Below are 25,959 nucleotides of genomic sequence, written 5' to 3' on the forward strand. Positions count from 1 at the left end.
GATGATATTGATATGAGCTTTCATGCCTGTGCGGCCCTTGTGGAAAAGGCGGACCCCGAGCGGTTTCGTGCCGCGATGGCGGCACCTGTGCCCGCGCGTAAGATTCTGTTCCCGCTTTATGCGTTGAACGTCGAAGTTGCGCGTGCCCCTTGGGTGACCAAAGAGCCGATGATCGCGGAAATGCGTCTGCAATGGTGGCGTGATGCGCTCGAGGAAATTGCGCAAGGCGTGACCCCGCGAAAGCACGAGGTTGTGGATGCTTTGGCCGCCGTCTTGGATGCTGAAGGGGCCACGTTACTGGATGGTCTGATCGCGGCGCGCCGGTGGGATATTTACAGTGATCCGTTTGAAGATCAGACCCATATGGACGCCTATATCGATGCGACATCGGGCCATTTGATGGTCACCGCTGCACGGCTGTTGGGGCAGGGTGATCAAATTGCGGTACGCGATTTCGCCTATGCGGCCGGTGTTGCAAATCTGTTCCGCGCCATTCCCGACCTCGAGGAACGCGGACGCATGCCTTTGCTGGACGGATCCGAAGCGGGTGTTCTGGCGCTTGCACAGCGGGCGCAGGTGCGGCTGGATGCTGCGGTGGAGGCCCGCCGCCAGATTTCCCCGCTTACCGCACCCGTTTTATTCGCCGGTTACCTTGCGCGCCCTGTCTTGCGCCAGATCCTAAGTGACCCAGCTAAGGTGGCGCGTGGCGCACTTGGCCTGCCGCCATTTCGCGAACATCTGCGATTTGCCCATCTGGCATTGCGGGGGTGGTGGCGCTAGATCGCTGTGCGCGGTTGCCGCACGAGCCAGATAAGCGCGCCACCTGCGAGGACAAGAAACGGGACCATCGCGAGGTTCACGGCGGTCCAGCCTTCGACAGCGGTGCCGCCCGAGCAATTCATCAACCCGCCAGACGCAAGTGATGCGAAGGTCACCATACCAAAGACAATCATATCGTTCATGCCCTGCACAACGCCGCGTTCTTCGGGGCGGTGCGCGCCGGCCAGCATTGTGGTTGCGCCGATAAAGCCGAAATTCCAGCCGAGACCGAGCAAGATCAGCGTGATATAGAAATTTGTCAGCGTCACGCCCGAAAGTGCAACCAGCCCTGCGCCGCCAAGGATCACCAGCCCGGTAGCCAGAATCCGCTGTACCCCAAATCTGGCAATCAGATGGCCGGTAAAGAAAGACGGGATATACATCGCCAAAACATGCGCCGAAACGATGTCGTTGGCGGTGTTCTTATCAAAGCCGCAGCCAACGACGGCCAGTGGCGTCGACGTCATCACAAGGTTCATCAGCGCATAGGTTACCATGCCGCAAATGATCGCGACGATCACTTGCGGGTCTTGCAGCAATTGCCTCCGGCTTCGCCCGACGGGGGCGGTGGCTGCGGTGGTATCGGCGCGCGACCCTTTGGGCAGGGTCAGCAGGAAAAACAGCAACATCCCGCCAAGGTTAAGCGCCGCAACTGCCAGATATGTTCCCATGAATGGCACGGCATAGGCGTCCTGAACCAGCTTGTTTAGCTGTGGCCCGACGATAGCCGACAAAAGCCCGCCTGCCATGACATAGGAAATCGCTTTGGGGCGGAACGCATCGGACGCAACATCAGTCGCCGCAAAGCGGAAAAACCCCTGCGACGACATATAGATACCAGTGAAATATGACCCGCAGAGCAGAATGGCAAACGACCCGACATATAGCCCGTAGGCCGCAATCAGCGCACCGATCGCCCCCGCAAAAGCCCCGATAAAGAACCCGAACCGCCGCCCGTTGCGTTGCATCAGCGGGCTCAGCCACGGTGCTGTGGTCATGGACCCGAAAACAATGAACGAAATCGGCAAGGTCGCAAGGCAGGGGTTGCTGGCCAGCATCCCGCCCGCCAAGCCACCGATCACAAAGATCATCGGCATTTGCGCGCCAAGGATTGCTTGGGCCAAGACCAAAACGGCGACATTGCGTTTGGCGATTTTATCGTTTGTCATATCCATGCGCGTATCGGTAAGCCGCCGAAACTAGACTTGCAATGGGCGAAGTGCCGCGTCGATGACATGGGCAAAAGATCCCGAAACATTGCCGTTGACCAACCCCATCGGGGTCAGCGCGGTGCCTTCGGCGTCTTTGGCATCAAACAGCGGGGTGCCGCGCGCCTTTCGGGTCGTCGCATAGTGGAATTCATGCCCCGCCCAACTGCCGCGCATCGGCCCTTGGGTTGCTTGCAAGGTGCGGTAACCAAGGTGCAATTTGCGGCTGGCAAACGAAGTTTCAAGCCCCAGCAATCCGGCCATTGTATGGGATTGTCCGTCGGCATCCGTGATTGTTTGCCCCAAAACCATATAGCCGCCGCATTCGCCGTATATTTGCGCGCCCGACTGCCGCAAACTGTCAAGAAAGCACATATTCGCGGCCAGCCTTCCCGCATGTAATTCGGGGTAGCCACCGGGCAGATAGATGAAATCTGCCGCGGGGGCTGGCTCATTTGCGAGCGGGGAAAAGAAGCTGAGATTCGCACCCGCGTTGTGCCAATCTGCAATCATATGTGGGTAGCAAAACGCAAATGCCGCATCGCGGGCGATGGCGATGTTTTGCGCAGGCGGCGTGCAGCGGTTTGCAGTGCGGGCAGGCAATCGGGCGGGATGCAGTTGCAAAAGCGCCCCAAGATCGACAGTGCCCGCAATCAGGTCTGCGGCTGCGTCCAGATAGGCTTCCAGATCGGGGCGCTCAACGGCCTGCACCAGCCCCAAATGCCGCGAAGGCTGCGCCAGATCGGGCCTGCGCGGCACGGCGCCAAATATCCGAATGTCACCCAATGCGCGGCGCAGCATCGCCTCGTGCCGCGCAGAGCCGACATTATTCAGGATAACACCTGCGATATTCACACGCGGATCATGGTTGATGAACCCTTGGGCAAGTGCGGCAACCGATCCGGCCATGCGTCCGGCGTCGATGACCAGAACCACAGGCAACCCCAGAATGCGTGCGAGGTCTGCCGTGGCGCCTTTGCCGTCAGGGGGGGCGCCGTCAAACAGGCCCATCGCGCCCTCGATGATCAGCGGGGTTTCACCGGCGGCAAGCGCAGCAATCCGTTCCGGTGTCATCGCCCATGCATCAAGGTTCACACATCGCGCCCCGCAGGCCGCCGCGTGGAATTGCGGGTCGATGTAATCGGGCCCTGATTTGGCGGCGCGCACGGGGCGCATCCGGCTTATCGCGCGCAAAAGCCCCAAGGTGATCGTGGTTTTGCCGCTGCCGGACGCAGGGGCTGCGATCACAAAGCTCATCTTACGGGGTTTCGGCAGGGCGTCCGCGCCCCAATGGATCAAGATTGCGCGGCTTTTTCCCCGCTGCGATCCCTTGCCAGTCCAGCACCTGACGCATCAGCACAGATTTGCCGACACAGATGATCGCGGGCGGTTCCAGTGCGGAACTGGCAACATCATCAACCATCGTTCCTAGCGTGGTTTCGAGCACCTTTTGATCCGCCGTGGTGGCAGATGTCACAATCGCCACGGGTTCATTGGCAGGGCGTCCGGCACCGGTCAATTTATCTGCGATCTGGGCGATGTGCTTCATTCCCATATAGATCACAATGACTTGCGACCCCTTGGCAATGCTGTCCCAATCCAATGATCCGGGTGTTTCGCCTGATTGATCATGCCCTGTCACAAAGGTCACCGATTGGTTCACATCGCGGTGGGTCACGGGAATACCCGCATAGGCCAGCCCGCCGATGCCTGCTGAAATACCGGGGATAATGCGCACGGGGATATCGTGCTGGATCAGGGTTTGCGCCTCTTCGCCGCCGCGCCCGAAGACAAACGGATCGCCGCCTTTCAGCCGCAACACCTTTTTGCCAGCGCGGGCCAGATCAACCAGTTGCAGCGATATATCACGCTGTTTGGCCGAAGGTTTACCGCCGCGCTTACCTGCATAGATGTGTTCAGCCTGCGGTGCCCAATCCAGAATCGCTTCTTGGACAAGCGCGTCGTAAATCACCACATCCGCCTGCCGCAGCGCGTTGGCCGCGTGCAGCGTCAATAGCCCCGGATCGCCGGGGCCTGCGCCACAAAGCCAAACCCAGCCAGGTTGTAAAACCGGCCAATCAAATGCGGGAAGTGTCGGTGTCTGTGTCATAGCGCCTTTATGGCGCTGAATGCGGGGCTTGGAAAGGTGCCAAACGACCACCGATTGCGGATTGGCGGCATTCAATTGCGCGCCTATAGTCGGCCCCGATGACACGTAAACCAACCGGAGATTTGCGCCGTGGCTGGACCACAGGTGCCTGCGCGACCGCCGCGACCAAGGCGGCATTGATCCGCCTTTGGGGCGGCGCGTTTCCGGATGCTGTGTCGATCACCTTGCCCAAAGGCGAAGTGCCGGTGTTTCCGCTGGCCTTGGCTGAATGCGGTGCAGGCTGGGCGCGTGTTGGCATCACCAAAGACGCAGGCGATGACCCTGATGTCACCCATGGTGCGTTGATAATTGTCACGGTGCGTGCAGGTGTCGGGGTGCAGTTCAAGGCCGGAGAGGGCGTTGGCACTGTGACCAAAGCGGGCCTGCCCATCGGTGTTGGTGAACCTGCAATCAATCCGGTGCCGCGCCAGATGATGCGCGATGTTGTGGCGGAAATGGCCGAAGAATTTGGCCAATCCCCCGATGTACAAATCGAAGTCGCCATCCCAGACGGTGCTGAAATCGCAAAAAAGACATGGAACCCGCGTTTGGGGATCGTGGGTGGATTGTCGATTTTGGGCACCACAGGTGTCGTGCGTCCGTTTTCCTGTGCGGCATGGATCGCTTCGATCCACCGCGGCGTTGATGTCGCGCGCGCGGACGGGCTGACCCATGTTGCGGGCTGCACCGGCGCGACCTCGGAAAAGATCGTGCAAGCGCTGTTCGACCTCCCTGACCACGCCATGTTGGATATGGGTGATTTTGCGGGCGGGATGCTGAAATACCTGCGCCGCCATCCGGTTGCGCGCGTCACCATTGGCGGTGGCATTGGTAAAATGGCGAAACTGGCGCAGGGCGCGGTTGATCTGCATTCGTCACGCACTCAGGTGGATTTTGCACAGCTTGCGGAATGGGCGGGCGACCCAGCCGTGGGCAAAGCCAATACCGCACTCGAAGCATATGAAATCGCGGGCGCGCCCTTGGCCGCGCGGATTGCGCAACAGGCCCGGTCCGCTGCCCAAGCACTTGTCGGGGATCAATCGTTGATCGACACGGTCGTGATTGACCGCGCCGGAAATATCATCGGGCGGGCAGGGGTATGACGTTGCTAATCCTTGGCGGCACGGGCGAGGCGCGCCGGATCGCGCAGGCGCTTGCAGGCACGGATGCGATTGTCTCGCTCGCGGGGGCCACGCGCGCGCCTGACCCTTTGCCGCTGCCCACGCGGATAGGTGGCTTTGGCGGCGCGGAGGGGTTTCGCGCCTATGTGGCCAAAGAAAACATAACCGCCGTTCTGGATGCCACACATCCGTTCGCTGACCGGATCACGCGGCGCACGGCCCGCATTTGCGCTGATCTGAACCTGCCTTACCTGCAAATGCTGCGCCCCGGCTGGACGGCCGAACAGGGCGATAATTGGACAGAAATCGCGCGCGAGGAAGAGGCCGCCGCGCATATCCCAATGGGCACTGTCGTGTTTTTGGGGACAGGGCGGCAGACGCTCGACCGCTTTGCAAATCTGACGGGGCGCGATGTCATTTGCCGCCAGATTGATCCGCCAGATGGCGCGTTTCCGTTCAAAGGCGGGCGGTTTCTGGTCGGGCGTCCACCGTTTTCTGTCGCGGATGAAATGCAGTTATTTTCTGCGCTTGGCGTCACGCATCTGGTGGTAAAAAACGCTGGCGGCGCGGCTAGCAGGACAAAGCTGACGGCAGCAAATCATCTGGATATCCCCGTCTTGATGATCGCGCGACCAATGTCCGGCGATTGGCAGAGGGTCGATTCTGTTGATGCCGCATTGGCATGGGTGCGTGCGCTGTGACAGGGCGGATCATTCACAGCCTTGATTGCGTTGCCGAAGGGGTGGCGTGGCTTTGTGCGCATGAGCCGCGCTTTGCGGTTGCCATGCAAGGCCTGCCACCGCTTCCGCTTCGGCGCAAGCCCGACGGGTTTGCCGAATTACTTAGCGCAATTACCAGCCAGCAGGTCAGCGTGGCTTCGGCCAATGCGATCTGGGGTCGGCTTGAGGCCGCGGGGATGGTCACGCCAGAGGCGGTTACACAAACATCAGAGGACGACCTGCGCGCATTGGGGCTAAGTCGCCAAAAAGCGAAATACGCCAAAGCCTTGTCCGATGCGCAGATTGATTTCATTGCTTTGCGCGCCATGCCAACGGAACAGGTGATCAAAACGCTGACGGCCGTTTCGGGGATTGGCACATGGACGGCGGAAATCTATGCGATGTTTTCGCTGGGGCGCGCCGATGTCTTTGCCTGCGGTGATCTGGCGCTGCAAGAGGCGGCAAAGCTGATTTTTGATCTGGACGCGCGGCCAAATGAACGGGCCATGCGGGCAATAGCGCAGGAATGGTCGCCATGGCAATCGGTTGCGGCGCGGATCATGTGGGCCTACTACAAACACAACAAACAAAGAGAAGGTATCAGATGACACGGGCACTCGAGGCGCAGCGGCGCGAACCAATTTCGGGGGAAACGCGGTCTTGCGTTGTGTTCTTGCACGGCTATGGCGCCAATGCGGCTGATTTGATCGGGCTTGCGGACCCATTGGGCGAACATATGCCCGACACGCTGTTTATCGCCCCAGATGCGCCCGAAGATTGCGCCGGATCACCGATGGGGTTCCAATGGTTTCCGATCCCGTGGATCGACGGATCATCCGAAGAAGAAAGCCGCGCAGGGCTGGACCGTGCCGCCGCTGATCTGGATGCGTTTCTGGACGGGGTTATGGTCGACGAAGATCTGCTGCCCGAACAGGTGATTGTGCTGGGCTTTTCGCAAGGCACGATGATGGCGCTGCATGTGGTGCCGCGCCGCGAAGATCCTGTTGCGGGAATCGTTGCATTTTCGGGGCGGCTCTTGGAACCGGAATCGCTGGTGGACGAGGTACAGTCGCGCCCGGCCGTGTTGCTGATTCATGGTGACGCAGATGACGTTGTGCCGCCACAATCGCTGCCGCAAGCCGCCGAAGTGTTGCAAGGTGCGGGCTGGAAAGAAGTATACGCGCATATCATGAAAGGCACAGGCCACGGGATCGCACCTGACGGGTTGCAAGTGGCGCTGGCGTTCATGCGCGACCGGCTGGGAATGAGCTAAGCAAATCTGCCCAAAATTTGGAAGATGTCGGGGCTTGTCACATTTCTGACGCGATATATAGTCTTAACTGAAGGAGACTGCGGGAACGCCGTTTGACCCCGGCGCCCGCGTTTCACGATGTGGGATGTAAGATATGACGCAGGCCGATTTCCGAACTGATTTTACGCATGCGCCTGCAGCGCTCAGGCAATATCCGGCCTTGGTGCTGAACGCGGATTACCGGCCTTTGTCGTATTATCCGCTGTCGCTATGGCCTTGGCAGGATGCGATAAAAGCGGCCTGGTTGGACAGGGTGGATATTGTCAGCGAATATGACGCCTATGTGCATAGCCCGTCGACGCAAATCCGCATTCCCAGCGTGGTGGTTCTTAAGGATTATGTAAAACCGCAAAAACAGGTCGCCTTTACGCGGTTTAACCTATTTCTGCGCGATTCCTTTTGCTGCCAGTATTGCGGGGCCAAAGGCGAATTAACCTTTGATCACGTGGTGCCGCGTGCGGCGGGTGGGGTGACAAGCTGGGAAAATGTGGTGGCTGCCTGTTCGCCATGCAACCTGCGCAAAGGGTCAAAATCATTGCGCCAGTCGGGCATGAGCCTGCGCAAGCCACCACGCCAACCGGCTGCAGAGCAGCTGCATAACGTCGGGCGCAAGTTTCCGCCCGGACATTTGCACGAAAGCTGGATTGATTTTCTGTATTGGGATGCAGAACTGGAAGCATAGGGCGAACTGGTGCTAGACTTGCGAAGCAGTGCGCGTTAGACAGGCGGCGTTAGCGCTAACGTAACTGAGCAAAAAGCGGAGTAAGCAATGGTTTCTCGCGTCATTCCCGTCGAAACATTTGATCTTGTCATTTTTGGCGGGACCGGCGATCTGGCGCGCCGGAAAATCTTGCCTGGATTGTTTCGCAGGTTCAGATCAGGGCAAATGCCCGTAGGGTCACGGATCATTGGGGCCGCGCGTTCTGAAATGGATACCGCCGCTTACCGCTCAATGATCGCCGAGGCCGTGGCCGAATTTGGTGGCGATGAAAAGAATGATACCAAGAGCCTCGACGCTTTTGTTGCGGCACTTGATTATGTCGCGATTGACGCAAAAGGCGATGGCGGCTGGGTCGAACTTGCCGGACTGGTGCGCAGCGACGTGGTGCAGGCATTCTATTTTTCTGTGGCCCCGTCGCTGTTTGGCGATCTGGCCGAACGGCTGCACACCCATAAGATCGCCAATGCCCAAAGCCGGATCGTGGTGGAAAAACCTTTTGGCCGTGATCTCGAAACCGCGCGTGCGTTGAATAAAACGTTGGCCGCGCATTTTGACGAAAGCCAGATCTACCGGATTGACCACTATCTGGGCAAGGAAACCGTGCAAAACCTGATGGCTGTGCGTTTCGGGAATATGTTGTTTGAGCCGCTTTGGAACAACCATTACGTCGATCATATCCAGATTACGGTGGCAGAAACTGTCGGTGTTGGCGGGCGCGGCGGCTATTATGACAAATCCGGTGCGATGCGCGATATGGTGCAAAACCACCTGATGCAACTGTTGTGCCTGATCGCGATGGAGCCGCCAAACCAATATGGCCCCGACGAGGTGCGCGACGAAAAACTGAAAGTTATCCGCGCGCTGCAACCTGTTGCGCCCCACCATATTGTGCGCGGCCAATATGATGCGGGCCCCGATGGCCCGAGTTACCGCGAAGATGCGGAAAATCCCCGTTCATTCACCGAAAGCTTTATCGCGATGAAATGCGAGATTGCGAATTGGCGGTGGGCCGGCGTGCCGTTCTATTTGCGCACGGGTAAGCGGATGAAAGCACGTTCTTCCGAAATTACCGTCTATTTCAAGGACCTTGGCCATACGATTTTCGAAGGCGACGTCGCGCGTCACCGCAATATTCTGTCAATCCGGCTGCAGCCCAATGAAGGCATGGACCTACAAGTCACGATCAAAGAACCAGGACCGGGGGGCATGCGTCTGATCGATGTGCCGCTTGATATGACATTTGCCGATGCGCTCGGGCCCGATGCCGAAGAAGTGCCGGATGCATACGAGCGGCTGATCATGGATGTGATCCGTGGCAACCAAACGCTGTTCATGCGCGGTGACGAGGTAGAAGCCGCTTGGGGCTGGACCGATCCGCTGATCAACGGCTGGGAAGCGCGCAACGATGTGCCAAAGCATTACGAAGCCGGATCAGCAGGACCAGAGGATGCGCTTGCCATGCTGCATCGTGACGGCAGAAAATGGCGTGAACTCAAGGCGTAATGCCGCATAGTTCATGCAATACATAAATAGAGAAAAGGCCTGTATTGATGGAATTACGCGAATATCCTGATGCGGAAATGATGATGATGAACTTGGCGGATACCCTTGCGGGCGAGCTCAAGAACACATTGTTGACCCATGATACGGCCTCTTTGGCGGTGCCAGGTGGCACAACGCCGGGCCCGATTTTTGACAGTCTTTGCGGCGTTGATCTTGATTGGGCGCGCGTGCATGTGATGCTGACCGATGAACGCTGGGTGCCCGAAAGTTCTGACCGCTCGAACACGCGGCTATTGCGCCAGCGCTTGCTTGTGAACCGCGCGGCGTCGGCGCAATATATGCCGCTTTATGCGGATGCGCCTACTCCCGAAGAAAAACTGCCCGCGCTTGCCGCCGATCTGGACGCGGCGCTGCCGATATCTGTCTGCCTGCTAGGGATGGGCGCGGATATGCATACCGCGTCTATTTTTCCGGGCGCGGATCAGCTTGATCTTGCGCTGCATGGCAATGACCGGCTTGTCGCGATGCGCGCGCCCGGCGCGCCAGAGCCGCGCATTACCTTGTCGGCCAAAGTATTAAACGCGGCAATCAAACGCCATATCGTTATCGTTGGCGCGGAAAAACGCGCTGCATTGGAAAAAGCGCAACGGTCCAGCCCTGAGCTGGCGCCCGTTGCCGCGATCCTGAACGGTGCAACCGTGCATTGGGCGGAGAAATAATATGTGGGATGACCTCAAGAAACACCACGCGACGATTGCCGCGCGCCGCTTTGAAACGCTGGTCGACGCAGATCGCGCAGCGGATTTTTCGGCGCGTGCGGGTGATATGTTGCTGGATTATGCCAAGACAAATATCGACGCGGACGGGCGCGCGCTGTTGATTGAATTGCTTGAAAAAACGGGCGTGGCGCAAAAGCGTGCCGCGATGTTTACAGGCGCTGCGATCAATGAAACCGAAGGGCGCGCGGTACTGCACACGGCGCTGCGCAATCTTGATGGCGGTCCGGTCATGGTCGATGGCGCGGATGTGATGCCGGGGATTTTGGACACGCTTGACCGCATGGCGCAGTTTGCGCAGGCGGTGCGTGACGGCAGTTTTGCCGGACAGGGTGGCAAGATCACCGATGTGATCAATATCGGGATCGGCGGGTCCGACCTTGGCCCTGCGATGGCGGTCAAGGCATTGGCACCTTTTCACGACGGCCCGCGTTGCCATTTTGTCAGCAATGTCGACCCAGCCGATATCGCCGCCGCGATGCAGGTCTGTGATCCGGCCACAACGCTTGTGATCGTGGCCTCAAAGACATTTACCACGATTGAGACCATGACCAACGCGCGCACGGCGCAGGCGTGGATGGGGCAATCGGTGACTGATACGGGCGCGCAGTTTGCGGCCCTGTCGACGGCCGCGGATAAGACCGCGGATTTTGGCATCGCCCCCGAACGTGTGTTCGGTTTTGAAGACTGGGTTGGCGGCCGTTATTCCATGTGGGGGCCGATTGGCCTGTCACTGATGATCGCCATCGGGCCGGATAATTTCCGCGCGTTCCTGCGCGGTGGACAGGCGATGGACCAGCATTTCAAGGCCGCCAAATGGGAAGAAAACCTGCCGGCCATGCTGGCGCTTGTGGGGATTTGGCACAATCAGATTTGCGGTTTTGCAACCCGTGCTGTGCTGCCTTATGATAATCTTCTCAGTCGCTTGCCTGCCTATCTTCAGCAGCTAGAAATGGAAAGCAACGGCAAGGGCGTCAGCATGGATGGCGCGGATTTGCCTGTGGATTCCGGCCCCGTTGTCTGGGGCGAGCCGGGCACAAACGGGCAGCATGCGTTTTACCAGCTGATCCACCAAGGCACGCGGGTGATCCCGTGTGAATTCCTGGTCGCTGCGCGTGGCCATAATGATGATCTGCATCATCAACACCAGTTGCTGGTGGCCAATTGTCTGGCCCAGTCAGAGGCGTTGATGCGCGGTCGTGATCTTGACGCGGCGCGCAGCAAGGTCGCTGATAAATTCAGCGGAGACGAATTGGAACGCCAAGCCAAGCACCGCGTTTTTGCAGGCAACCGCCCTTCGGTCACAATCGCCTATCCGCAGCTTGATCCGTTTATGCTGGGCCAGATTATCGCGCTATATGAACACCGCGTGTTTGTCGAAGGCGTTGTGCTGGGGCTGAATTCCTATGACCAATGGGGTGTTGAGCTGGGCAAAGAGCTGGCGACGGCGCTGCAACCTGTTGTCGAAGGGACGCAATCCGCGCAAGGCAAGGACGGATCGACTGCAGCGCTTGTCGGGTTCTTGCAAAACAACGGGGTTTAGCGCAAAGCTGCACCAGATTCAGAGGATAGTTTTGCAATGATCGCCCAATACATTCCCTATGCGATGGCCGCCATTTTGATGATCGCGGTCGCGATTGATATCCGCACGGCGCGGATGCCCAACTGGCTGACGCTGTTGCCTGTTGTCCTGTTTATCGTGCAAATCGTGACCGCGGGCGACCCGTCTGCCTATGGCTGGCAACTGGCGCAGGGCGCAATTGTGTTTGTGCTGGGAATCGGGCTGTTTTCGGTCGGTGGAATGGGGGCGGGCGCGGTCAAACTGCTGGCAGGAACCGCGCTGCTGATCCCGACGGCAAACGGCTGGTACGCGCTTGCGGGATTTCTGGGCGTGGTCTTTGTGCTGTTCCCGATCATCATTTCCCTGCGCAAGGCGTTTGGATCCAAGGATAGCAAATGGGCTGTGATGGCGCGGCAGATCCTGCCGATGAGCCTGCCGATTGCGGCGGCAGGGCTCTTGGGGATGTTCGCAGGGTAGGGTGGATCAAGATCCACCTTACGTTAGATCGCGGCGGTGACGATAATCTCGACGTTATAGTCCGGTGTTGCGAGCTTGGCTTCGCCGGTCCAGCGCGCGGGCGCATGGCCTTCGGGAACCCACGCATCCCAAACCGCATTCATTTCGGCAAATTCGGATGCAATGTCGGACACCCAGATTTGCGCGGTCAGCAGTTTTGTTTTGTCTGTGCCTGCTTCAGCCAGAAGCGCGTCGATTTTTGCAAGCACATCAACGGTTTGTTCGGTCGCGGTGCCGCCGGGTGTGCCGACCTGTCCGGCCAGATAGGCGATCCCGTTGTGAATAACCATTTGGCTCATACGTGCATTTGTGTGTTTGCGCAGAATCTCGGGCATTTGTCGTCTTTCCTAAGGTGTTTGTTCGTGATCTATCTAAGCTGGTTTGCGCGCCGCGCCAAGCTGAACATATGCGCTGAAAACGCGCGTGCGCCCCGCAAGGAAAGATTGCGATATGACTGACGCCATCTGGCATTTTTTCGCCCGAGTTTTTGACGGCTATACGCTTGTTACACCGCATTATCTTGCGTCATTTATTGTGATCGCATGGGTGGTCTACCGTTGGCGCGCGGTGCGCGGCGGATTTGCCGACTGGCTGTTTCCGGCGGCAATCTGGCGCCATGCTTCGACGCGCATTGATCTTGTGCTTTTCGCGGTCGGCAAACTGGTCACGTTGCTGGGTATTTCAGCGCGGTTTGCAGCAACGCCGCTTGTCGCGGCCGCTGTAGTTGCACAGATCGACATTGCGCCGCTGCGCGCGACCCCGATGCATCCTGTCTGGCTGGCATTCTATCTTTGGCTGCTCAGCGACTTTGCCACCTATTGGTCACACCGCGCACATCATTCGGTTGCCTTGATCTGGCCCTTGCATGCCGTACACCATAGTGCATCCGTTCTGACCCCGCTGACCGCATATCGCCAGCATCCTTTGGGGTCATTGGTTTCCACCAGTATCCAGACGGTGATCGTCGGTGTCATACTGGGGTTGCTGGTTGGTGCCTTTGATCCCGATGCGCCGCTGTCGACAATCGCAGGGGCCAATGCCTTTGTCGTGGTGGTGAATATGACGGTCGCAAATTTCCACCATTCGCATATCTGGATCAGTTTCGGTCCGGTATTCGAGCGTGTGTTGATTTCACCTGCGCAACACCAAGTCCACCACAGCACCAATCCGGCGCATTTCAACAAGAACTACGGGCAGACGATTGCGCTTTGGGATTGGTTGTTCGGGACTCTTTATATCACCGGCGCGGACGAACATATTACGGTGGGTCTGGATGAAAAAGCCGATGCACCATTGATGACGCACCGGCTGGTTCCGATTTTGCTTGATCCTTTGCGCCGGATGGCGCGCGCGGCAATCTGGCGTAATTAATGCCCTGCGTTTTCGTCAATATCCGTGGGCGCGATTTCCATTGTGCTATTGTTGCGCGTGGCCATGCTGCCGATTGCGCTTGACGCAATCACAACGCCCAAAAGTGCCAGCAGGATAATCGCCCCTTCGCCAGAGCCGCCATCACGCACTGGTTCGACAAAATCGCCTGCCATTGCAGAGGTCGCTGCAAACAGGGTCGCACCGGTGAGGAAAATCGATTTCATTGTTAACTCCCTATGTTTTTGTAACTTATGCATAACAGTCTCTTGCGCGATTGAAAGGATAACCCCGCAACGGCGCGCGAAAATCTGAGAATTTCAAAGAAGGGAGTGGAGCGGGTAACGAGAATCGAACTCGTAACTGAAGCTTGGGAAGCTTTCGTGATACCTTTTCACCATACCCGCATCACAGGCTTGCAGGTAATCAGCGCCGTGCGCGCCGTCAAGACTGATCTACAAATGCGTCGCAGAAATTGTCGAATAATGATAGGCATGCCGCATCATGCCGGATTGCACGAAGGGCGCAGCATGTCAGACAGCTTGCCACATCTTACGGATCGCCTTTATTTGACCCATACGGGCGCGGAAACGGATTTGATCTTTCGGCGCGGGGTTGATCTACCCGAATTTGCGAGCTTTCCGTTGCTTGAGACTGACGCAGGGCGCGCTGTTCTATCGGCAGTCTATGCAGATCAAATGGCGGCGGCCCGCGGGTTTGATTGCGTCACGATCTTAGAAAGCCCCACATGGATGGCCAATGGCGCCCGCGCGGAACCTTTGGGTTATGACAAAGCGCAATTGCAGCGCGCAAATATTGCGGCGGTCGCTTTTGTCGCCGATATGGCCGGTGCGCAAACATTGATCAGCGCCAACCTTGGCCCGATGGCTGATGCCTATGGGCCGGCCGCGCACCAAGATCCTGATATCTATCACGACTATCACGCGCAGCAGATCGGCTGGTTTGCCCAGACCGCCGCCGATATGGTCTCCGCCTATACGGTCAACCATATCCCCGAGGCCGTGGGCATCATCCGCGCCGCCCAAGACTTGCGCCTGCCCGTGGTCATGTCATTCACAGTTGAAACCAACGGCTACCTGCCCGATGGCACGCCATTGGCGGCGGCGGTTGCGCAGGTTGACCAGCAAACCGGTGCCTATGCGGCCTATTTCATGGTGAATTGCGCCCATCCTGATCACCTGCCGCCCGATTTCACGGCTTTGGAACGGGTCCGTGGGTTGGTGGCCAATGCGTCGCGCTGTAGCCATGCAGATCTCGACAATGCGACCGCGCTTGATGACGGCGATCCGGCGGAACTGGGCGCGCAGCTGGCCGCATTACGCGCCCGTGCGCCGCATCTGAATGTATTGGGCGGCTGTTGCGGTACAGACGCGCGGCATTTGCGCGCCATCGCAAGAGCGGTTCTAGCGTGAACGCCGCCGCCTTCCGCCGCCTGTGTTGTGGTTTACATCGGGCAAGGTCACAATTGAATTGAGGATCGGAAAGGGTTCAACCGCGTTGGGAATGGCCGAAGCATTTACAAAATGCTCTTGGAACCTTGGTTCAATCGCGGTTTCGATCTTGTGGATCTGGCGCACGGTTTCTTCGATCTCGGCACGCGCATCAACGTTCAATAGCGCGATCCGCGCGCCTGTCCCTGCCGCGTTGCCCGCACTTGTCACCTTGTCCAAGGGCGCATCGGGGATCATGCCCAGCACCATCGCATGTTTGGGGCTGATATGCGCGCCAAAGGCCCCCGCAAGCACCACACGGTCCACGTGATCCACGCCGAATTTGTCCATCAAGAGCCGCGCACCGGAATAAAGTGCCGCTTTGGCCATCTGGATTTGCCGGATATCGGTATTGGTCACGGTGATTTTGGGGCCGCCATCGGCCGTGCCATCATAAAGCAGATAAGAATTGGTGCGCCCGTCCGTGAAACAGTTGGGCGAACCTGTCTGCTCCGCCGTGCCAATCAGCCCTGGCGCATCTACGATGCCCGCCATGCGCATTTCGGCGACGACCTCGATAATGCCGGACCCGCAAATTCCTGTGACACCGGTTTGCGCGATCGCCGCGTCGAAACCTTCTTCGTCCGACCACAGATCAGAGCCGATAACCTGAAATTTTGGCAGTTTGGTGACCGGATCAATCGCCACATGTTCAATCGCACCAGGGGCGGCACGCTGACCGGAACTGATTTGCGCGCCTTCAAAGGCGGGTCCGGTGGGTGATGAACAGGCCAGCACCTTTTCGCGGTTGCCAAGGATGATTTCGGCATTGGTGCCGACATCCACGACCAGCATCAGATCGTCAGATTTTCCGGGGGCTTCGGATAATGCCACGGCGGCCGCATCTGCACCCACATGGCCTGCGATACAAGGCAGGATATAGACCCGCGCCGCAGAGTGCAGTTGCAGGCCCAATTCGGACGCGCGCAGTGACAGGCTGTCAGATGTCGCCAATGCAAAGGGCGCTTGCCCCAATTCATATGCATCAATCCCCAAAAACAGATGGTGCATCACAGGGTTGCAAACAAATACCGCATCGACGATCAGCGCAGGGTCAATCTGCGCCTCGGATGCGATCTGGGTGAAAAGCGCATTCATGCCTTCGCGCACGGCGGCGGTCATCTCGGTTGATCCGCTGGCGTTCATCATGCCATAGCTGACGCGGCTCATCAGATCTTCGCCAAAGCGGATTTGCGGGTTCATGATGCCCGATGACGCGACAACCTCGCCCGTGCGCAAATCACACAGATGGCCGGCAATGGTGGTGGACCCCAGATCAACGGCCAGTCCGTAAAGCGTGCCCTCATAAAGCCCCGGCCAAATCTGAATGATGCGCGGGCTGAATGTGGTGTCGCCTAAATGCACGGCTACGGAGACTTTCCACGCGCCTTTGCGCAGGGCTGTTTGCAGCGTTTGCAGCACGCTTAGATCCGCCTCAAGCGCGGGCAGGTCCCAGTCTTTGCGCAAGGCCGCGATCAACCGTTCCAGATCGCCAGACGGGTCATGCATATCCGGCTCGGCGACCTCGACATAATAAAGCCGCGTTGACGGGTTCTTGACGATTTCGCGGGCCTCGGCGCGTTTGCGCACGACTTGTTTATGCACTTGGCTTTCGGCGGGCACATCAATGACCACGTCTTTTTGGACGGTGGCCTGACAGCCCAAACGCCGCCCCTTTTTAAGGCCGCGAATATCGTCATAACGTTGTTCAACACTGTTCCATTCTGACAGGGCATCGTCAGCGACGGTGACATTATGTTTGGAAAACTCACCATAGGACGGGGTGATCTGGCATTTAGAACAAATCCCGCGCCCGCCACAAACGCTATCAAGATCAACGCCCAACTGCCGCGCCGCCGTCAGAACAGGGGTGCCAACCGGAAAGCGGCCACGTTTGCCGGAAGGGGTGAAAATCACAAGAGGGTCAGTGGACATGAATGCAGCCTTGGTCTGTTTGCCCCTCAATACCCTGCCGCGCGCCGATTGTAAGGTCCGAACCCGTCATAATGATTATGTGAAACGGCATAGACGGGTTTGTCGGGCGTGGTCGCTTGTTTTTGGACCGGGTATTCAAGTATTGCCCTGCACTATCGGGCTCCGAACGGGCAGGGCGGGCAATTGAACCAAGCGGCCGTCCGTGCGCCGCAGGGGGGTATGTACTATTACTAACCTTTCGGAGGATGGCGAGGGAATGGGGTAGCCAAATTCGACAGCGAATTCGGGCCCGATTCAGGTCTGGCCAACGCTGCCCGTTCTTCAGCGTGTTGTTCAATCTCTTCTGATTGTTTGCTTCTTTCTTGCTCGTGCGATGCAATAATCTTGTTCAGAGGGGGGTGAGGGCAATATCTGGATGTTTCGGTGCAACTTGGGTGTCCGCTGCACCCCCAAAAAAGTTGCTCTTTGCTATTCCTTCGCAGTACCATCTTTTTATGGCACTTGGTGCAGTTTGGATGCGCGGAAATGAAAGCAATCGTGAATGCCTTATCTTTTTCCCAACGATTAGGAAGGCACGCCAGTAGACCCCCTTTGCGTCCCAAATCACTTCCCGCAAGAAGCCGGACAAAGTCTTTCTGTCTTTCAGTTGGCAGGTCATTAGGGTCGCCCTTGTGTGCACAGAGCATAGCGCTTTCATCCGCGCGTCTTATCTTTTCACTAAGCATGTTCCAAATTGGCGTTTCCTGGAGATTGCCAAGATGTCCTCCCGAAAAATCGCAGTCGAGGCACGGATAGACATCCACCGACGCAAAATCTGGTTCATTTCTCCGAGGGCAGGCATTGACGTAAAAACGCGTCGTCAGATCGCGCGGAACCATCCTGTTCAACCTTGAGGCTTCACTCTCAAGTCTTTTTTTAAACTGGGCTTCTTGTTTAACCCATGTTTCCGGCCGACCAGTGATCAGCCATTCGCGCGGGGCCTCCGAGACTAAAAGCTTCTTCAGGTCATCAGGTGAGGTGTTGCGGTCCGTCTTCGAGAGGTCGATTTCAATTGTACCAAGTCCTACTTTCCACATGCGTCTACGCTTTTCTGTGTCGACCCCATGTGTAACGCGAATTTCGATCAGCAAGGCCTGGTCGTCTCTTTCCATAACCGCATCCGGCTGAAACCCTTGATCCGTCCAATCTCGTGGTTCAATCCGTACTTTGGATTTTGAAGCACGACGTTTGGGGATCACATAATTCATCAGATCATCAAGTTTTGCCATAGCTTTGCTGGAGTGCCCGTTTGGGATTGGCCAGCCTTCCTTGCGAATGGTTTCCGCCGGGATGAATATCCGCCCATTGAGGTCCGCAAGAGTTTGCTTGGCAGCGATGTGTAGCGCGGTTTCGCCCGCAGTGCCGCAATCCTCATCTGGCTTATGCGCAAAATGCCAAGTACGGCGTTCGCCCTGTCGTGCGATCAAGGGCGCTTCGCATTCTGGACAGACACATCTGCATTCAAGACCCTTGGGCACATCGTTAACATGTACCAATCGACGATCAGACGCGCGCATACCCCATCCTAAGCAGTATTCGTGGGTCCCGGACAAAATTTCGCCTCCTGGATATCTGTAAAATATGCGCGTTCTAAGTTTTTACACATTGAGCGCAAAGTCTAGTCCACGATGCGCAAACAGCCACGACGAAGTGCCCATTGCCCTGTGGGCCTGACCTTGTCGAATGAACTGACGGGCTTCGGATTGGGGAGTGGTCGGCTTTGTCTTGTTCAAATGCCATTTTGTCTTTCTGGGCATGCGCGCGATAGCATATGCTCACCACGCCAGATGGGTAAAACCTGCGGACGCACCACTTTGGTATCGTTGGGCCGCAAAAAACTGGCGCCTCGCAGTGCCTTTTCCGATCAGCGTTGCTTTTGCCGCTTTTGGGGCTTTTGCTGGACCCGTTTTCGTGCAATAGCGCAGTGCCAACGATGCCACCCAAGGAGACGGTTGATGGAAATTCGCGAGGCGCTTACCTTTGATGATGTGTTGCTGGTTCCGGGGGCTTCGAATGTGTTGCCGTCCACGGCTGACACCAAGACATTTGTCACCAAATCCATTGCTTTGAATATTCCGGTGCTGTCCAGTGCGATGGACACAGTCACCGAAAGTAAGATGGCCATTGCGATGGCGCAAGCGGGCGGCATGGGTGTGATCCATAAAAACCTGAACGTCGACGATCAGGCCAAAGAGGTCCGTCGCGTCAAACGGTTTGTGTCGGGCACAGTCTATAATCCGGTAACATTGCGCCCCGAACAGACGCTTGCGGATGCAAAGGTTCTGATGGAACGCTACCGCATCACCGGTTTTCCGGTTGTCGGCGAGGGTGGCAAGATTGTCGGCATCGTGACCAACCGCGACATGCGTTTTGCACAGGATGACAACACGCCCGTTAGCGTGATGATGACCACCAAAGACCTTGCGATCCTGCAAGAACCGGCCGATCTGGACGAGGCCCGTTCCCTGATGCAAGCCCGCCGGATCGAAAAGCTGCTGATCACCGACAAGACCGGAAAACTGACCGGACTTTTGACGCTCAAGGACAGTGAACAGGCCGTATTGAACCCCGTTGCCTGCAAAGACAAATTGGGGCGGTTGCGCGTTGGTGCGGCCTCTGGGGTTGGTGATGCAGGGTTTGAACGCACGATGGCCCTGATCGAAGCGGGTGTTGATCTTGTTGTGATCGACACAGCGCACGGGCATTCCGAAGGGGTTGCGCAGGCGGTTGAACGCGCCAAAGCCTATGCGAACGGCGTGCAGATTGTCGCGGGCAATATCGCGACCGGCGCGGCTGCCAAAGCGCTGATTGAAGCGGGTGCCGATGCGGTCAAGGTCGGGATCGGACCAGGGTCCATTTGTACCACGCGGATGGTGGCCGGTGTTGGCGTGCCACAATTGACCGCGATCATGGATTGCGCGGCAGCGGCCGGCGATATCCCTGTCATCGCGGATGGCGGGATCAAATTTTCCGGCGATTTCGCCAAGGCCATCGCGGCAGGTGCGTCTTGCGCCATGGTCGGATCGATGATCGCAGGCACAGACGAAAGCCCGGGCGAGGTGATCTTGTATCAGGGCCGTTCGTTCAAATCATACCGTGGCATGGGCAGCCTTGGCGCGATGGCGCGCGGCTCTGCGGACCGCTATTTCCAAAAAGATGCGGCCAGCGATAAACTGGTCCCCGAAGGGATCGAAGGTCAGGTGCCCTATAAAGGTTCCGCAAGCGCGGTGGTGCATCAGATGGTCGGCGGTTTGCGCGCGGCGATGGGCTATACCGGCAACGCAACGATTGCCGAGATGCGCAAGAATTGCACCTTTGTAAAGATCACCGGCGCAGGGCTGAAGGAAAGCCATGTGCATGATGTGCAGATCACCCGCGAAAGCCCGAACTACCGGATCGGTTAATGGAACATATCGCGCATCATAAGGTCGGTCAGATCGACGTTTTCTGTTTGACCGATGGCGGCGCGGTATTTCCCACAGACGTGTTTCCCGGCGTGACGGATGCGCGGCGCGACAAGCTGCTGCTTGCAGCGGGACTTGGCGATTTGCAGACCGCATTCAACTGTTATGTGCTGCGGTTTGCGGATGGCAGGGTTACGCTGTTTGATACCGGATGCGGGGCCGCATTTGGCGCAAACGGCGGGCAGATGCACAATCTTTTAACGCAGCTTGATATCGCGCCCGAAGATGTTTCGCGGATCATCTTTAGCCATTTGCACAGCGATCATTGCGGCGGCGCGCTGCGTGATGGGACGCTGGTATTTCCCAATGCTGAAATCGTGCTGCACCGGCGCGAGGCCGCTTTTTGGGCTGGCCAAGACGCGATCGCTGCGCGTTTGCTGGATCTTGTGCCCGACGTGACCACGGTGCGCGGCGGTGATGATCTGGGGGACGGGCTGCGCATATGGTCATTGCCTGGACACACACCCGGGCATATCGGTTTGCGGATCGGTGATCTGGCGCTCGTCGGTGATATTGTGCATTCCGAAGCGTTGCAGCTTGCGGACCCGATGCTTTGCCCAATTTATGATGAAGATGCAGTTAAGGCGACCCAAAGCCGCAAGATGGCGTTAAGCACGATCGTCGATGACGGGCTGGTCTGGTCCGGCTGCCATATGCTTGGCCCCGACAAATTTGCAAGGTTGCGCCGCTGGAACAACGGTTTTGAAAGAATAGCACAATGACACCTGGGGCAAGGGTCGCTGCTGCGGCTATAATTCTGGATACGATCCGTGACGGGATGCCTGCAGAACAGGCGCTGACAACTTGGGCCCGTGGCAGCCGATTTGCCGGATCCAAAGACCGTGCGGCCCTGCGTGACCTTGTGTTTGATGCACTGCGCGCGCGCCGGTCGTTGGGCGATGGTGACGGGCGCGCATTGATGATCCAGCTGGCACAGCGCGACGGCGGTGATCTTGACCAGCTGTTCAGTGGCGATGGCCATGCACCCGCGGTGATCTCGGTCGAAGAGCGCGCAGCCCTTGCAAACCCGCAGGCCCAAAGCCCCGCCCAAGCCTGCGATCTGCCAGACTGGCTCTGGCCGTTGTGGGAACAAAGCCTTGGTGCTGCGGCCGTTGAAACCGCATTGGTGCAACAGCGGCGCGCGGATGTATTTTTGCGCGTTAACCAGCGGCGCACCACAGTGAATGCGGCCATTGGTGCGCTGAAAGAAGACCAGATAGAAGCCGCTCAACATCCTGAAATAAAAGGATGTTTACGGGTTATTGCCAATCCGCGCCGGATCAAGAACGCGGCTGCATATCTGGATGGCAGGGTTGAACTGCAAGATGCGTCGTCGCAATTCGCCGTTAACCAATTGCAACTGCGCGCAGGCGCACGGGTGCTAGACTATTGTGCCGGTGGCGGTGGCAAGGCGCTTGCTATTGCAGACCAGTTCGACGCGCAGGTTTATGCACATGATATCAACCCGCAGCGGATGACCGACCTTGGAGTGCGTGCGGCGCGGGCAGGGGTGCAAGTGACCCAGATCGAAACCGCCGGACTGGCGCAAAACGACCCCTTTGATCTGGTGTTTTGCGACGCGCCCTGTTCGGGCAGCGGCACTTGGCGGCGCACGCCCGATGCAAAATGGCGACTGACACAGGCGCGGTTGGACGCGCTGCGGGAAATGCAGGCGCAGGTCATAGCTGCGGGCGCAAATCTGGTCGGTACGGGTGGGGCTTTGGTCTATGCGACCTGTTCGGTTCTTGCAGATGAAAACGACGCGATTGTCGACGCATTTTGTGCGCAGGACCCTGCGTGGAAAATCCGGGCGCGACATCAGCTTTTGCCTGGTGCGGATGGCGACGGGTTTTTTCTGTGCGTGCTAGAAAAGTTTTAGCAACCTATAATTGCAATATTTCTCGCATCATGCCACGTTAGGAAGCGGTTAACCCTTTTACGGTAAACCCGACTTACGCAGGTATGAGGTTGAGAGTGTTCAACGGGCAAGTCTCTGAAATTTTACGTATTTTTGGGACTGCCCCGCATTGGAAACGGGCGCTGATTTTTACGGTTTCCCTGCTTTTCCTGCTTGGATCAATCGTTGCGGAACAACTCGCGCTGCGTTTTGCGCTGGTTGTTCTGGGGGGCGGTTTTGGGTGTATTGCCTTGCTGCCCGTGGGGCAAAAGGCCCGCGTTATCCGGCAAATCACGTATGATCCGGATCATGCGTTCATCACGAATGCAGAAAATATTGTGCAATACTGCAACCCGATGGCGATCGGGCGGTTTGGCGACTGCACCGGACGCGATATCGAGACGGTTTTTGAAAACCTCATTGCGGATCCGTCGGCGTTGTTGGCGCGCATGCGCGCGACCGCGCGGTCCGAATATTCGTGCAAAGAATATATCATGACCCGCCGTGCGCATTTCCGGCTGCGACTGACCCGATTTGCATCTGATCTTTTGCTTTGGCGTCTTGATGAACTGGGTGGAATCGACGCGCTCAAGGGTGAAGGGCTTGCTGTTCCGTTGCTAAGTGCCGGATCGGATGGCGTTATTTCCTACCAAAACAAGGCGTTTCGCGATCTTTACGGGGCCGCGGCAAATAGTCTGGGCGAACTGTTCGATCACAAGCCAATTGTGCAGGCCACGCCCACGGAAATGTCTACATTGACGGGGCGAACCAGGGTGATGGTGTCCGAAATTGCGGGGCATGCGGGACGGCGCGACATTGTTGTCATGCCTGCACCGCAAGAAAATCCGTCAACGCCCTCGATCGGCGTCGGTTGGGACGCGATTGAAGATCTTCCCGTGCCACTGCTGAAAATTGCACCAAGCGGTGATGTGCTTGCCGCCAACCGTGAGGCGCGGCTATTGCTGGGCATCGAAGGCGAGGTGCCGCAGCATATTGGTGAATTGCTTGACGGGCCGGGGCGGCCGATTGCTGATTGGCTGCGCGAGGCGGCAGAAGGGCGCGGGTCGCAGGTGTCGCAATTCTTGCGTGGGCGCGGCAAAATTCACGATACATTTGTGCAGGTTACGTTGAATATGGCCGCCACAGCACCTGATCCGCAGCTGATTGCCGTGCTCAATGATGTCACCGAGATAAAATCGCTGGAAGCGCAATTTGTGCAGGGCCAGAAAATGCAGGCGATTGGCCAGCTTGCCGGCGGGGTTGCGCACGATTTCAACAATCTGCTCACCGCGATATCGGGCCATTGCGATCTGCTGCTGTTGCGCCATGACGAAGGCGACCAAAATTATGGTGATCTGATCCAGATCCATCAAAATGCCAACCGCGCCGCTAGCCTTGTCGGGCAACTGCTGGCGTTTTCACGCAAACAAAACCTGCAACCCGAGGTCATAGACCTGCGCGACACGCTTTCGGATCTGACGCATTTGCTGAACCGGCTTGTCGGCGAAAAGGTGACGCTCTCATTGCATCATGACCCTGCTCTGGCGCGGATCAAGGCGGATAAACGCCAGCTAGAACAGGTGCTTATGAATCTCGTGGTTAATGCGCGCGACGCGATGCACGGGGCCGGTGAAATTCAGGTCGAAACCGAAAATCTGACCCTGACAGAGCCGATGGTCAAAGACCGTGCCATCGTGCCGCCCGGGGACTATGTGGTCGTGAAAGTGATTGATCACGGCCATGGCATTCCGCCTGAAAAGCTTCCTAAGATATTTGAACCCTTTTACACGACCAAACGGACCGGCGAAGGTACGGGTCTGGGGCTTTCGACGGCATACGGGATCGTCAAACAGACGGGCGGCTATATTTTCGCCGACAGCGCGGTCGATAACGGCACAGAGTTTTCACTGCTGTTCCCGCGCTGTGACCCGCTGAGCGTGCCGCCCGTCATGCATCGGCCGCATGCGGCGCCACTTTCGACGGATCCGGCAGATGGTGTGATTCTTTTGGTCGAAGACGAGGCGCCGGTGCGCGCCTTTGCCTCGCGCGCATTGCGGCTGCGGGGGTATTCCGTGCTCGAGGCGGACTGCGCCGAGGCCGCGCTTGATTTACTTTCGGACACAGAGCTGCGCGTTGATCTATTTGTGACCGACGTCATCATGCCGGGCATGGACGGCCCGACATGGGTGCGCAAGGCATTGGAAACGCGCAAAAATACGCGCGTTGTTTTTGTGTCGGGCTACTCCGAAGACGCGTTCAGCGACGGTCAGCCACCGATACCGAATTCCGTATTCTTGCCCAAACCGTTTTCACTAATTGCGCTGACCGAAACGGTCCAAACCCAGTTGGTCACGGCCGCGGCGGTCTAATCGGGTTGCGCCAAACTTGCCAGATGCGCGGCGGATCCGGTCAGGGCGGCGTAATCGTCATGCACGACATAAACGCCAAAATTCCCCATGAATCCGGCAAAGCGGCCCTTGTCACGGAATGCATCCCCAAAGCCAAGCGCGCCCAGATGCCCCGAGATCGCCCGCGCAACACCGCCCACCAGATAGACCCCGCCAAAGGGCAGTTGGATCAACGAAAGATTGCCGCAAACCGTCCCGAGAACCCGGATGAACAATTGCACTGCCGCGCGCGCACGCGGATCGGTGCCATTGTCGCAATGTGCCATGATATCCTTGGCCGAAAGCTCGCGCGGGTCACCCGCCTCGACGCCAAGGAATGCAAAGACGCGTTCCAGCCCTCGCCCCGAAAGAACATCTTCGACCGCAGGAAACCCATGCGCGTTTGAAACAAACTGACACAGGCGCAGCTCCATCTCGTTGCGGATCGGCAGGTTCGCGTGACCGCTTTCCGATGGCGGCACAACCCGACCATGTTCCAGATCATAGACCGGTGCCGCGTTAAAGCCGGTACCAATGCCAACCACCAATTTGGCTGCATTATCAGGTGCTTGTGGACCTTCTAGTACGGTTTGCACATGGCGCGGGTCCAGATGGCCGAGCGCATGGCCCTGCGCCTGCAAATCATTCAAAATCGCGACCGTTTGCGCGCCGGTTGCACGGATAAGTGTTTCGCGGTCAATGGTCCAATCAAGATTGGTCATCGTTGCCTGCCCGTCGCGCACGGGGCCCGCCACCGCCACGCAAGCCGCCATCGGGGTCGCGCCATCTTGGTCCGCAATGTATTGGCGCAGTACCGTTTCAAGGCCGGGATATTTTTCGTTGCTATAGCGTTTGATGGAATCGGTCAGAATCTCGGTTCCGTTTGCCAGCGCAACGCGGGTATTGGTCCCACCGATATCGGCAACCAGCGAAAGAAATGGTGTCGTGGTCAT

At 57.7% G+C, this 25,959-nt stretch carries 24 protein-coding genes and 1 tRNA gene; 16 read left to right on the forward strand and 9 right to left on the reverse strand.

Features of this window, described 5'->3' with window-relative positions:
- Nucleotides 1-12 precede the first annotated feature (12 nt).
- Complete coding sequence (locus tag BM320_RS05770; RefSeq protein WP_090197538.1) at nucleotides 13-780, forward strand: squalene/phytoene synthase family protein; 768 nt, start codon at nucleotides 13-15, stop codon at nucleotides 778-780.
- On the opposite strand, the gene BM320_RS05775 is transcribed toward BM320_RS05770, so the two are convergent.
- The 3 genes from BM320_RS05775 to cobA are packed head-to-tail and all read right to left on the reverse strand — an operon-like array spanning nucleotide 777 to nucleotide 4,137.
- Nucleotides 777-1,994 carry an MFS transporter gene (locus BM320_RS05775; RefSeq protein WP_090197541.1) on the reverse strand — a complete coding sequence of 406 codons (1,218 nt, stop codon included), beginning with the start codon at nucleotides 1,992-1,994 and terminating at the stop codon, nucleotides 777-779. The genes BM320_RS05770 and BM320_RS05775 overlap by 4 nt on opposite strands.
- Nucleotides 1,995-2,018: 24 nt before the next feature.
- On the reverse strand, nucleotides 2,019-3,284 hold the full coding sequence (locus BM320_RS05780; RefSeq protein WP_090197544.1) for a cobyrinic acid a,c-diamide synthase CobB: 1,266 nt from the start codon (nucleotides 3,282-3,284) through the stop codon (nucleotides 2,019-2,021).
- 1 nt (nucleotide 3,285) lies between these two features.
- A complete protein-coding gene (cobA, locus tag BM320_RS05785; RefSeq protein ID WP_090200400.1) occupies nucleotides 3,286-4,137 on the reverse strand; it encodes a uroporphyrinogen-III C-methyltransferase in 852 nt (283 codons plus the stop codon).
- Nucleotides 4,138-4,235: 98 nt separating this feature from the next.
- Here cobA and BM320_RS05790 point away from each other — a divergent pair, with 98 nt between their 5' ends.
- From BM320_RS05790 to BM320_RS05830, 9 genes are all read left to right on the forward strand, one after another.
- On the forward strand, nucleotides 4,236-5,279 hold the full coding sequence (locus BM320_RS05790; RefSeq protein ID WP_090197547.1) for a cobalt-precorrin-5B (C(1))-methyltransferase: 1,044 nt from the start codon (nucleotides 4,236-4,238) through the stop codon (nucleotides 5,277-5,279).
- Nucleotides 5,276-5,998, forward strand: coding sequence for a cobalt-precorrin-6A reductase (locus BM320_RS05795; protein ID WP_090197550.1), 723 nt, complete (start codon nucleotides 5,276-5,278; stop codon nucleotides 5,996-5,998). The genes BM320_RS05790 and BM320_RS05795 overlap by 4 nt, the downstream gene beginning before the upstream one ends.
- Nucleotides 5,980-6,624, forward strand: coding sequence for a DNA-3-methyladenine glycosylase family protein (locus tag BM320_RS05800; RefSeq protein WP_090197552.1), 645 nt, complete (start codon nucleotides 5,980-5,982; stop codon nucleotides 6,622-6,624). Before BM320_RS05795 ends, BM320_RS05800 begins: the two co-directional genes overlap by 19 nt.
- The gene (locus BM320_RS05805) at nucleotides 6,621-7,289 is read left to right on the forward strand and encodes an alpha/beta hydrolase (protein WP_090197555.1); all 669 of its coding nucleotides are present in this window, start codon (nucleotides 6,621-6,623) and stop codon (nucleotides 7,287-7,289) included. Before BM320_RS05800 ends, BM320_RS05805 begins: the two co-directional genes overlap by 4 nt.
- 133 nt (nucleotides 7,290-7,422) lie before the next feature.
- A complete protein-coding gene (locus BM320_RS05810; protein ID WP_090197558.1) occupies nucleotides 7,423-8,010 on the forward strand; it encodes an HNH endonuclease in 588 nt (195 codons plus the stop codon).
- An 87-nt stretch (nucleotides 8,011-8,097) separates the two neighbouring features.
- The gene (zwf, locus tag BM320_RS05815; protein ID WP_090197561.1) at nucleotides 8,098-9,552 is read left to right on the forward strand and encodes a glucose-6-phosphate dehydrogenase; all 1,455 of its coding nucleotides are present in this window, start codon (nucleotides 8,098-8,100) and stop codon (nucleotides 9,550-9,552) included.
- Nucleotides 9,553-9,599: 47 nt separating this feature from the next.
- Nucleotides 9,600-10,271 carry a 6-phosphogluconolactonase gene (pgl, locus tag BM320_RS05820; protein ID WP_090197564.1) on the forward strand — a complete coding sequence of 224 codons (672 nt, stop codon included), beginning with the start codon at nucleotides 9,600-9,602 and terminating at the stop codon, nucleotides 10,269-10,271.
- A gap of 1 nt (nucleotide 10,272) precedes the next feature.
- Nucleotides 10,273-11,871, forward strand: a complete 1,599-nt coding sequence (pgi, locus tag BM320_RS05825) for a glucose-6-phosphate isomerase (protein WP_090197567.1) — start codon at nucleotides 10,273-10,275, stop codon at nucleotides 11,869-11,871.
- A 36-nt stretch (nucleotides 11,872-11,907) separates the two neighbouring features.
- Nucleotides 11,908-12,366, forward strand: coding sequence for a prepilin peptidase (locus tag BM320_RS05830; protein ID WP_242650961.1), 459 nt, complete (start codon nucleotides 11,908-11,910; stop codon nucleotides 12,364-12,366).
- A gap of 23 nt (nucleotides 12,367-12,389) precedes the next feature.
- Here the strand turns inward: BM320_RS05830 and BM320_RS05835 are convergent, their stop codons facing one another.
- Complete coding sequence (locus tag BM320_RS05835) at nucleotides 12,390-12,740, reverse strand: RidA family protein (protein ID WP_090197569.1); 351 nt, start codon at nucleotides 12,738-12,740, stop codon at nucleotides 12,390-12,392.
- Between the two features lie 115 nt (nucleotides 12,741-12,855).
- On the opposite strand from BM320_RS05835, the gene BM320_RS05840 reads away from it, so the two are divergent.
- Nucleotides 12,856-13,776, forward strand: a complete 921-nt coding sequence (locus tag BM320_RS05840) for a sterol desaturase family protein (RefSeq protein WP_090197572.1) — start codon at nucleotides 12,856-12,858, stop codon at nucleotides 13,774-13,776.
- On the opposite strand, the gene BM320_RS05845 is transcribed toward BM320_RS05840, so the two are convergent.
- Together BM320_RS05845 and BM320_RS05850 are read right to left on the reverse strand one after the other, a co-directional pair.
- A complete protein-coding gene (locus BM320_RS05845; RefSeq protein WP_090197575.1) occupies nucleotides 13,773-14,000 on the reverse strand; it encodes a hypothetical protein in 228 nt (75 codons plus the stop codon). The genes BM320_RS05840 and BM320_RS05845 overlap by 4 nt on opposite strands.
- Before the next feature lie 106 nt (nucleotides 14,001-14,106).
- Nucleotides 14,107-14,180: transfer RNA gene (locus BM320_RS05850), tRNA-Gly, on the reverse strand.
- A gap of 123 nt (nucleotides 14,181-14,303) precedes the next feature.
- Here BM320_RS05850 and BM320_RS05855 point away from each other — a divergent pair.
- Nucleotides 14,304-15,206 (forward strand): homocysteine S-methyltransferase family protein, encoded by a 903-nt coding sequence (locus BM320_RS05855; protein ID WP_090200404.1) that lies wholly within the window; start codon nucleotides 14,304-14,306, stop codon nucleotides 15,204-15,206.
- Here the strand turns inward: BM320_RS05855 and BM320_RS05860 are convergent.
- The gene (locus BM320_RS05860) at nucleotides 15,198-17,219 is read right to left on the reverse strand and encodes an ASKHA domain-containing protein (protein WP_090197577.1); all 2,022 of its coding nucleotides are present in this window, start codon (nucleotides 17,217-17,219) and stop codon (nucleotides 15,198-15,200) included. The two genes, BM320_RS05855 and BM320_RS05860, sit on opposite strands and share 9 nt — an antisense overlap.
- Nucleotides 17,220-17,449: 230 nt before the next feature.
- A complete protein-coding gene (locus BM320_RS05865; RefSeq protein ID WP_090197579.1) occupies nucleotides 17,450-18,775 on the reverse strand; it encodes a competence protein CoiA family protein in 1,326 nt (441 codons plus the stop codon).
- Between the two features lie 438 nt (nucleotides 18,776-19,213).
- Here BM320_RS05865 and guaB point away from each other — a divergent pair, with 438 nt between their 5' ends.
- From guaB to BM320_RS05885, 4 genes are all read left to right on the forward strand, one after another.
- Nucleotides 19,214-20,662, forward strand: a complete 1,449-nt coding sequence (guaB, locus tag BM320_RS05870) for an IMP dehydrogenase (RefSeq protein ID WP_090197582.1) — start codon at nucleotides 19,214-19,216, stop codon at nucleotides 20,660-20,662.
- Nucleotides 20,662-21,444 carry an MBL fold metallo-hydrolase gene (locus tag BM320_RS05875; RefSeq protein ID WP_090197586.1) on the forward strand — a complete coding sequence of 261 codons (783 nt, stop codon included), beginning with the start codon at nucleotides 20,662-20,664 and terminating at the stop codon, nucleotides 21,442-21,444. Before guaB ends, BM320_RS05875 begins: the two co-directional genes overlap by 1 nt.
- Nucleotides 21,441-22,601, forward strand: coding sequence for an RsmB/NOP family class I SAM-dependent RNA methyltransferase (locus BM320_RS05880; RefSeq protein ID WP_090197589.1), 1,161 nt, complete (start codon nucleotides 21,441-21,443; stop codon nucleotides 22,599-22,601). Before BM320_RS05875 ends, BM320_RS05880 begins: the two co-directional genes overlap by 4 nt.
- A 95-nt stretch (nucleotides 22,602-22,696) precedes the next feature.
- Complete coding sequence (locus tag BM320_RS05885; RefSeq protein WP_242650962.1) at nucleotides 22,697-24,988, forward strand: hybrid sensor histidine kinase/response regulator; 2,292 nt, start codon at nucleotides 22,697-22,699, stop codon at nucleotides 24,986-24,988.
- Here BM320_RS05885 and BM320_RS05890 read toward each other — a convergent pair.
- Nucleotides 24,985-25,959, reverse strand: coding sequence for a glucokinase (locus tag BM320_RS05890; RefSeq protein ID WP_090197595.1), 975 nt, complete (start codon nucleotides 25,957-25,959; stop codon nucleotides 24,985-24,987). The two genes, BM320_RS05885 and BM320_RS05890, sit on opposite strands and share 4 nt — an antisense overlap.

This window comes from Yoonia tamlensis (genome assembly GCF_900115105.1).
In the GTDB taxonomy this organism is placed as follows: Bacteria; Pseudomonadota; Alphaproteobacteria; order Rhodobacterales; family Rhodobacteraceae; genus Yoonia; species Yoonia tamlensis.

What these genes read in the sequence shown, in the direction of transcription:
- BM320_RS05875 (WP_090197586.1), top strand. Translation starts at nt 20,662, where the DNA reads ATGGAACATATCGCGCATCATAAGGTCGGTCAGATCGACGTTTTCTGT.
- BM320_RS05835 (WP_090197569.1), bottom strand. Translation starts at nt 12,740, where the DNA reads ATGCCCGAGATTCTGCGCAAACACACAAATGCACGTATGAGCCAAATG.
- BM320_RS05890 (WP_090197595.1), bottom strand. Translation starts at nt 25,959, where the DNA reads ATGACCACGACACCATTTCTTTCGCTGGTTGCCGATATCGGTGGGACC.
- pgi (WP_090197567.1), top strand. Translation starts at nt 10,273, where the DNA reads ATGTGGGATGACCTCAAGAAACACCACGCGACGATTGCCGCGCGCCGC.
- BM320_RS05880 (WP_090197589.1), top strand. Translation starts at nt 21,441, where the DNA reads ATGACACCTGGGGCAAGGGTCGCTGCTGCGGCTATAATTCTGGATACG.
- BM320_RS05790 (WP_090197547.1), top strand. Translation starts at nt 4,236, where the DNA reads ATGACACGTAAACCAACCGGAGATTTGCGCCGTGGCTGGACCACAGGT.
- BM320_RS05770 (WP_090197538.1), top strand. Translation starts at nt 13, where the DNA reads ATGAGCTTTCATGCCTGTGCGGCCCTTGTGGAAAAGGCGGACCCCGAG.
- BM320_RS05845 (WP_090197575.1), bottom strand. Translation starts at nt 14,000, where the DNA reads ATGAAATCGATTTTCCTCACCGGTGCGACCCTGTTTGCAGCGACCTCT.
- cobA (WP_090200400.1), bottom strand. Translation starts at nt 4,137, where the DNA reads ATGACACAGACACCGACACTTCCCGCATTTGATTGGCCGGTTTTACAA.
- pgl (WP_090197564.1), top strand. Translation starts at nt 9,600, where the DNA reads ATGGAATTACGCGAATATCCTGATGCGGAAATGATGATGATGAACTTG.
- BM320_RS05775 (WP_090197541.1), bottom strand. Translation starts at nt 1,994, where the DNA reads ATGGATATGACAAACGATAAAATCGCCAAACGCAATGTCGCCGTTTTG.
- BM320_RS05810 (WP_090197558.1), top strand. Translation starts at nt 7,423, where the DNA reads ATGACGCAGGCCGATTTCCGAACTGATTTTACGCATGCGCCTGCAGCG.
- BM320_RS05860 (WP_090197577.1), bottom strand. Translation starts at nt 17,219, where the DNA reads ATGTCCACTGACCCTCTTGTGATTTTCACCCCTTCCGGCAAACGTGGC.
- BM320_RS05830 (WP_242650961.1), top strand. Translation starts at nt 11,908, where the DNA reads ATGATCGCCCAATACATTCCCTATGCGATGGCCGCCATTTTGATGATC.
- BM320_RS05805 (WP_090197555.1), top strand. Translation starts at nt 6,621, where the DNA reads ATGACACGGGCACTCGAGGCGCAGCGGCGCGAACCAATTTCGGGGGAA.
- guaB (WP_090197582.1), top strand. Translation starts at nt 19,214, where the DNA reads ATGGAAATTCGCGAGGCGCTTACCTTTGATGATGTGTTGCTGGTTCCG.
- BM320_RS05780 (WP_090197544.1), bottom strand. Translation starts at nt 3,284, where the DNA reads ATGAGCTTTGTGATCGCAGCCCCTGCGTCCGGCAGCGGCAAAACCACG.
- BM320_RS05840 (WP_090197572.1), top strand. Translation starts at nt 12,856, where the DNA reads ATGACTGACGCCATCTGGCATTTTTTCGCCCGAGTTTTTGACGGCTAT.
- BM320_RS05795 (WP_090197550.1), top strand. Translation starts at nt 5,276, where the DNA reads ATGACGTTGCTAATCCTTGGCGGCACGGGCGAGGCGCGCCGGATCGCG.
- BM320_RS05800 (WP_090197552.1), top strand. Translation starts at nt 5,980, where the DNA reads ATGGGTGCGTGCGCTGTGACAGGGCGGATCATTCACAGCCTTGATTGC.
- BM320_RS05855 (WP_090200404.1), top strand. Translation starts at nt 14,304, where the DNA reads ATGTCAGACAGCTTGCCACATCTTACGGATCGCCTTTATTTGACCCAT.
- BM320_RS05865 (WP_090197579.1), bottom strand. Translation starts at nt 18,775, where the DNA reads ATGCGCGCGTCTGATCGTCGATTGGTACATGTTAACGATGTGCCCAAG.
- zwf (WP_090197561.1), top strand. Translation starts at nt 8,098, where the DNA reads ATGGTTTCTCGCGTCATTCCCGTCGAAACATTTGATCTTGTCATTTTT.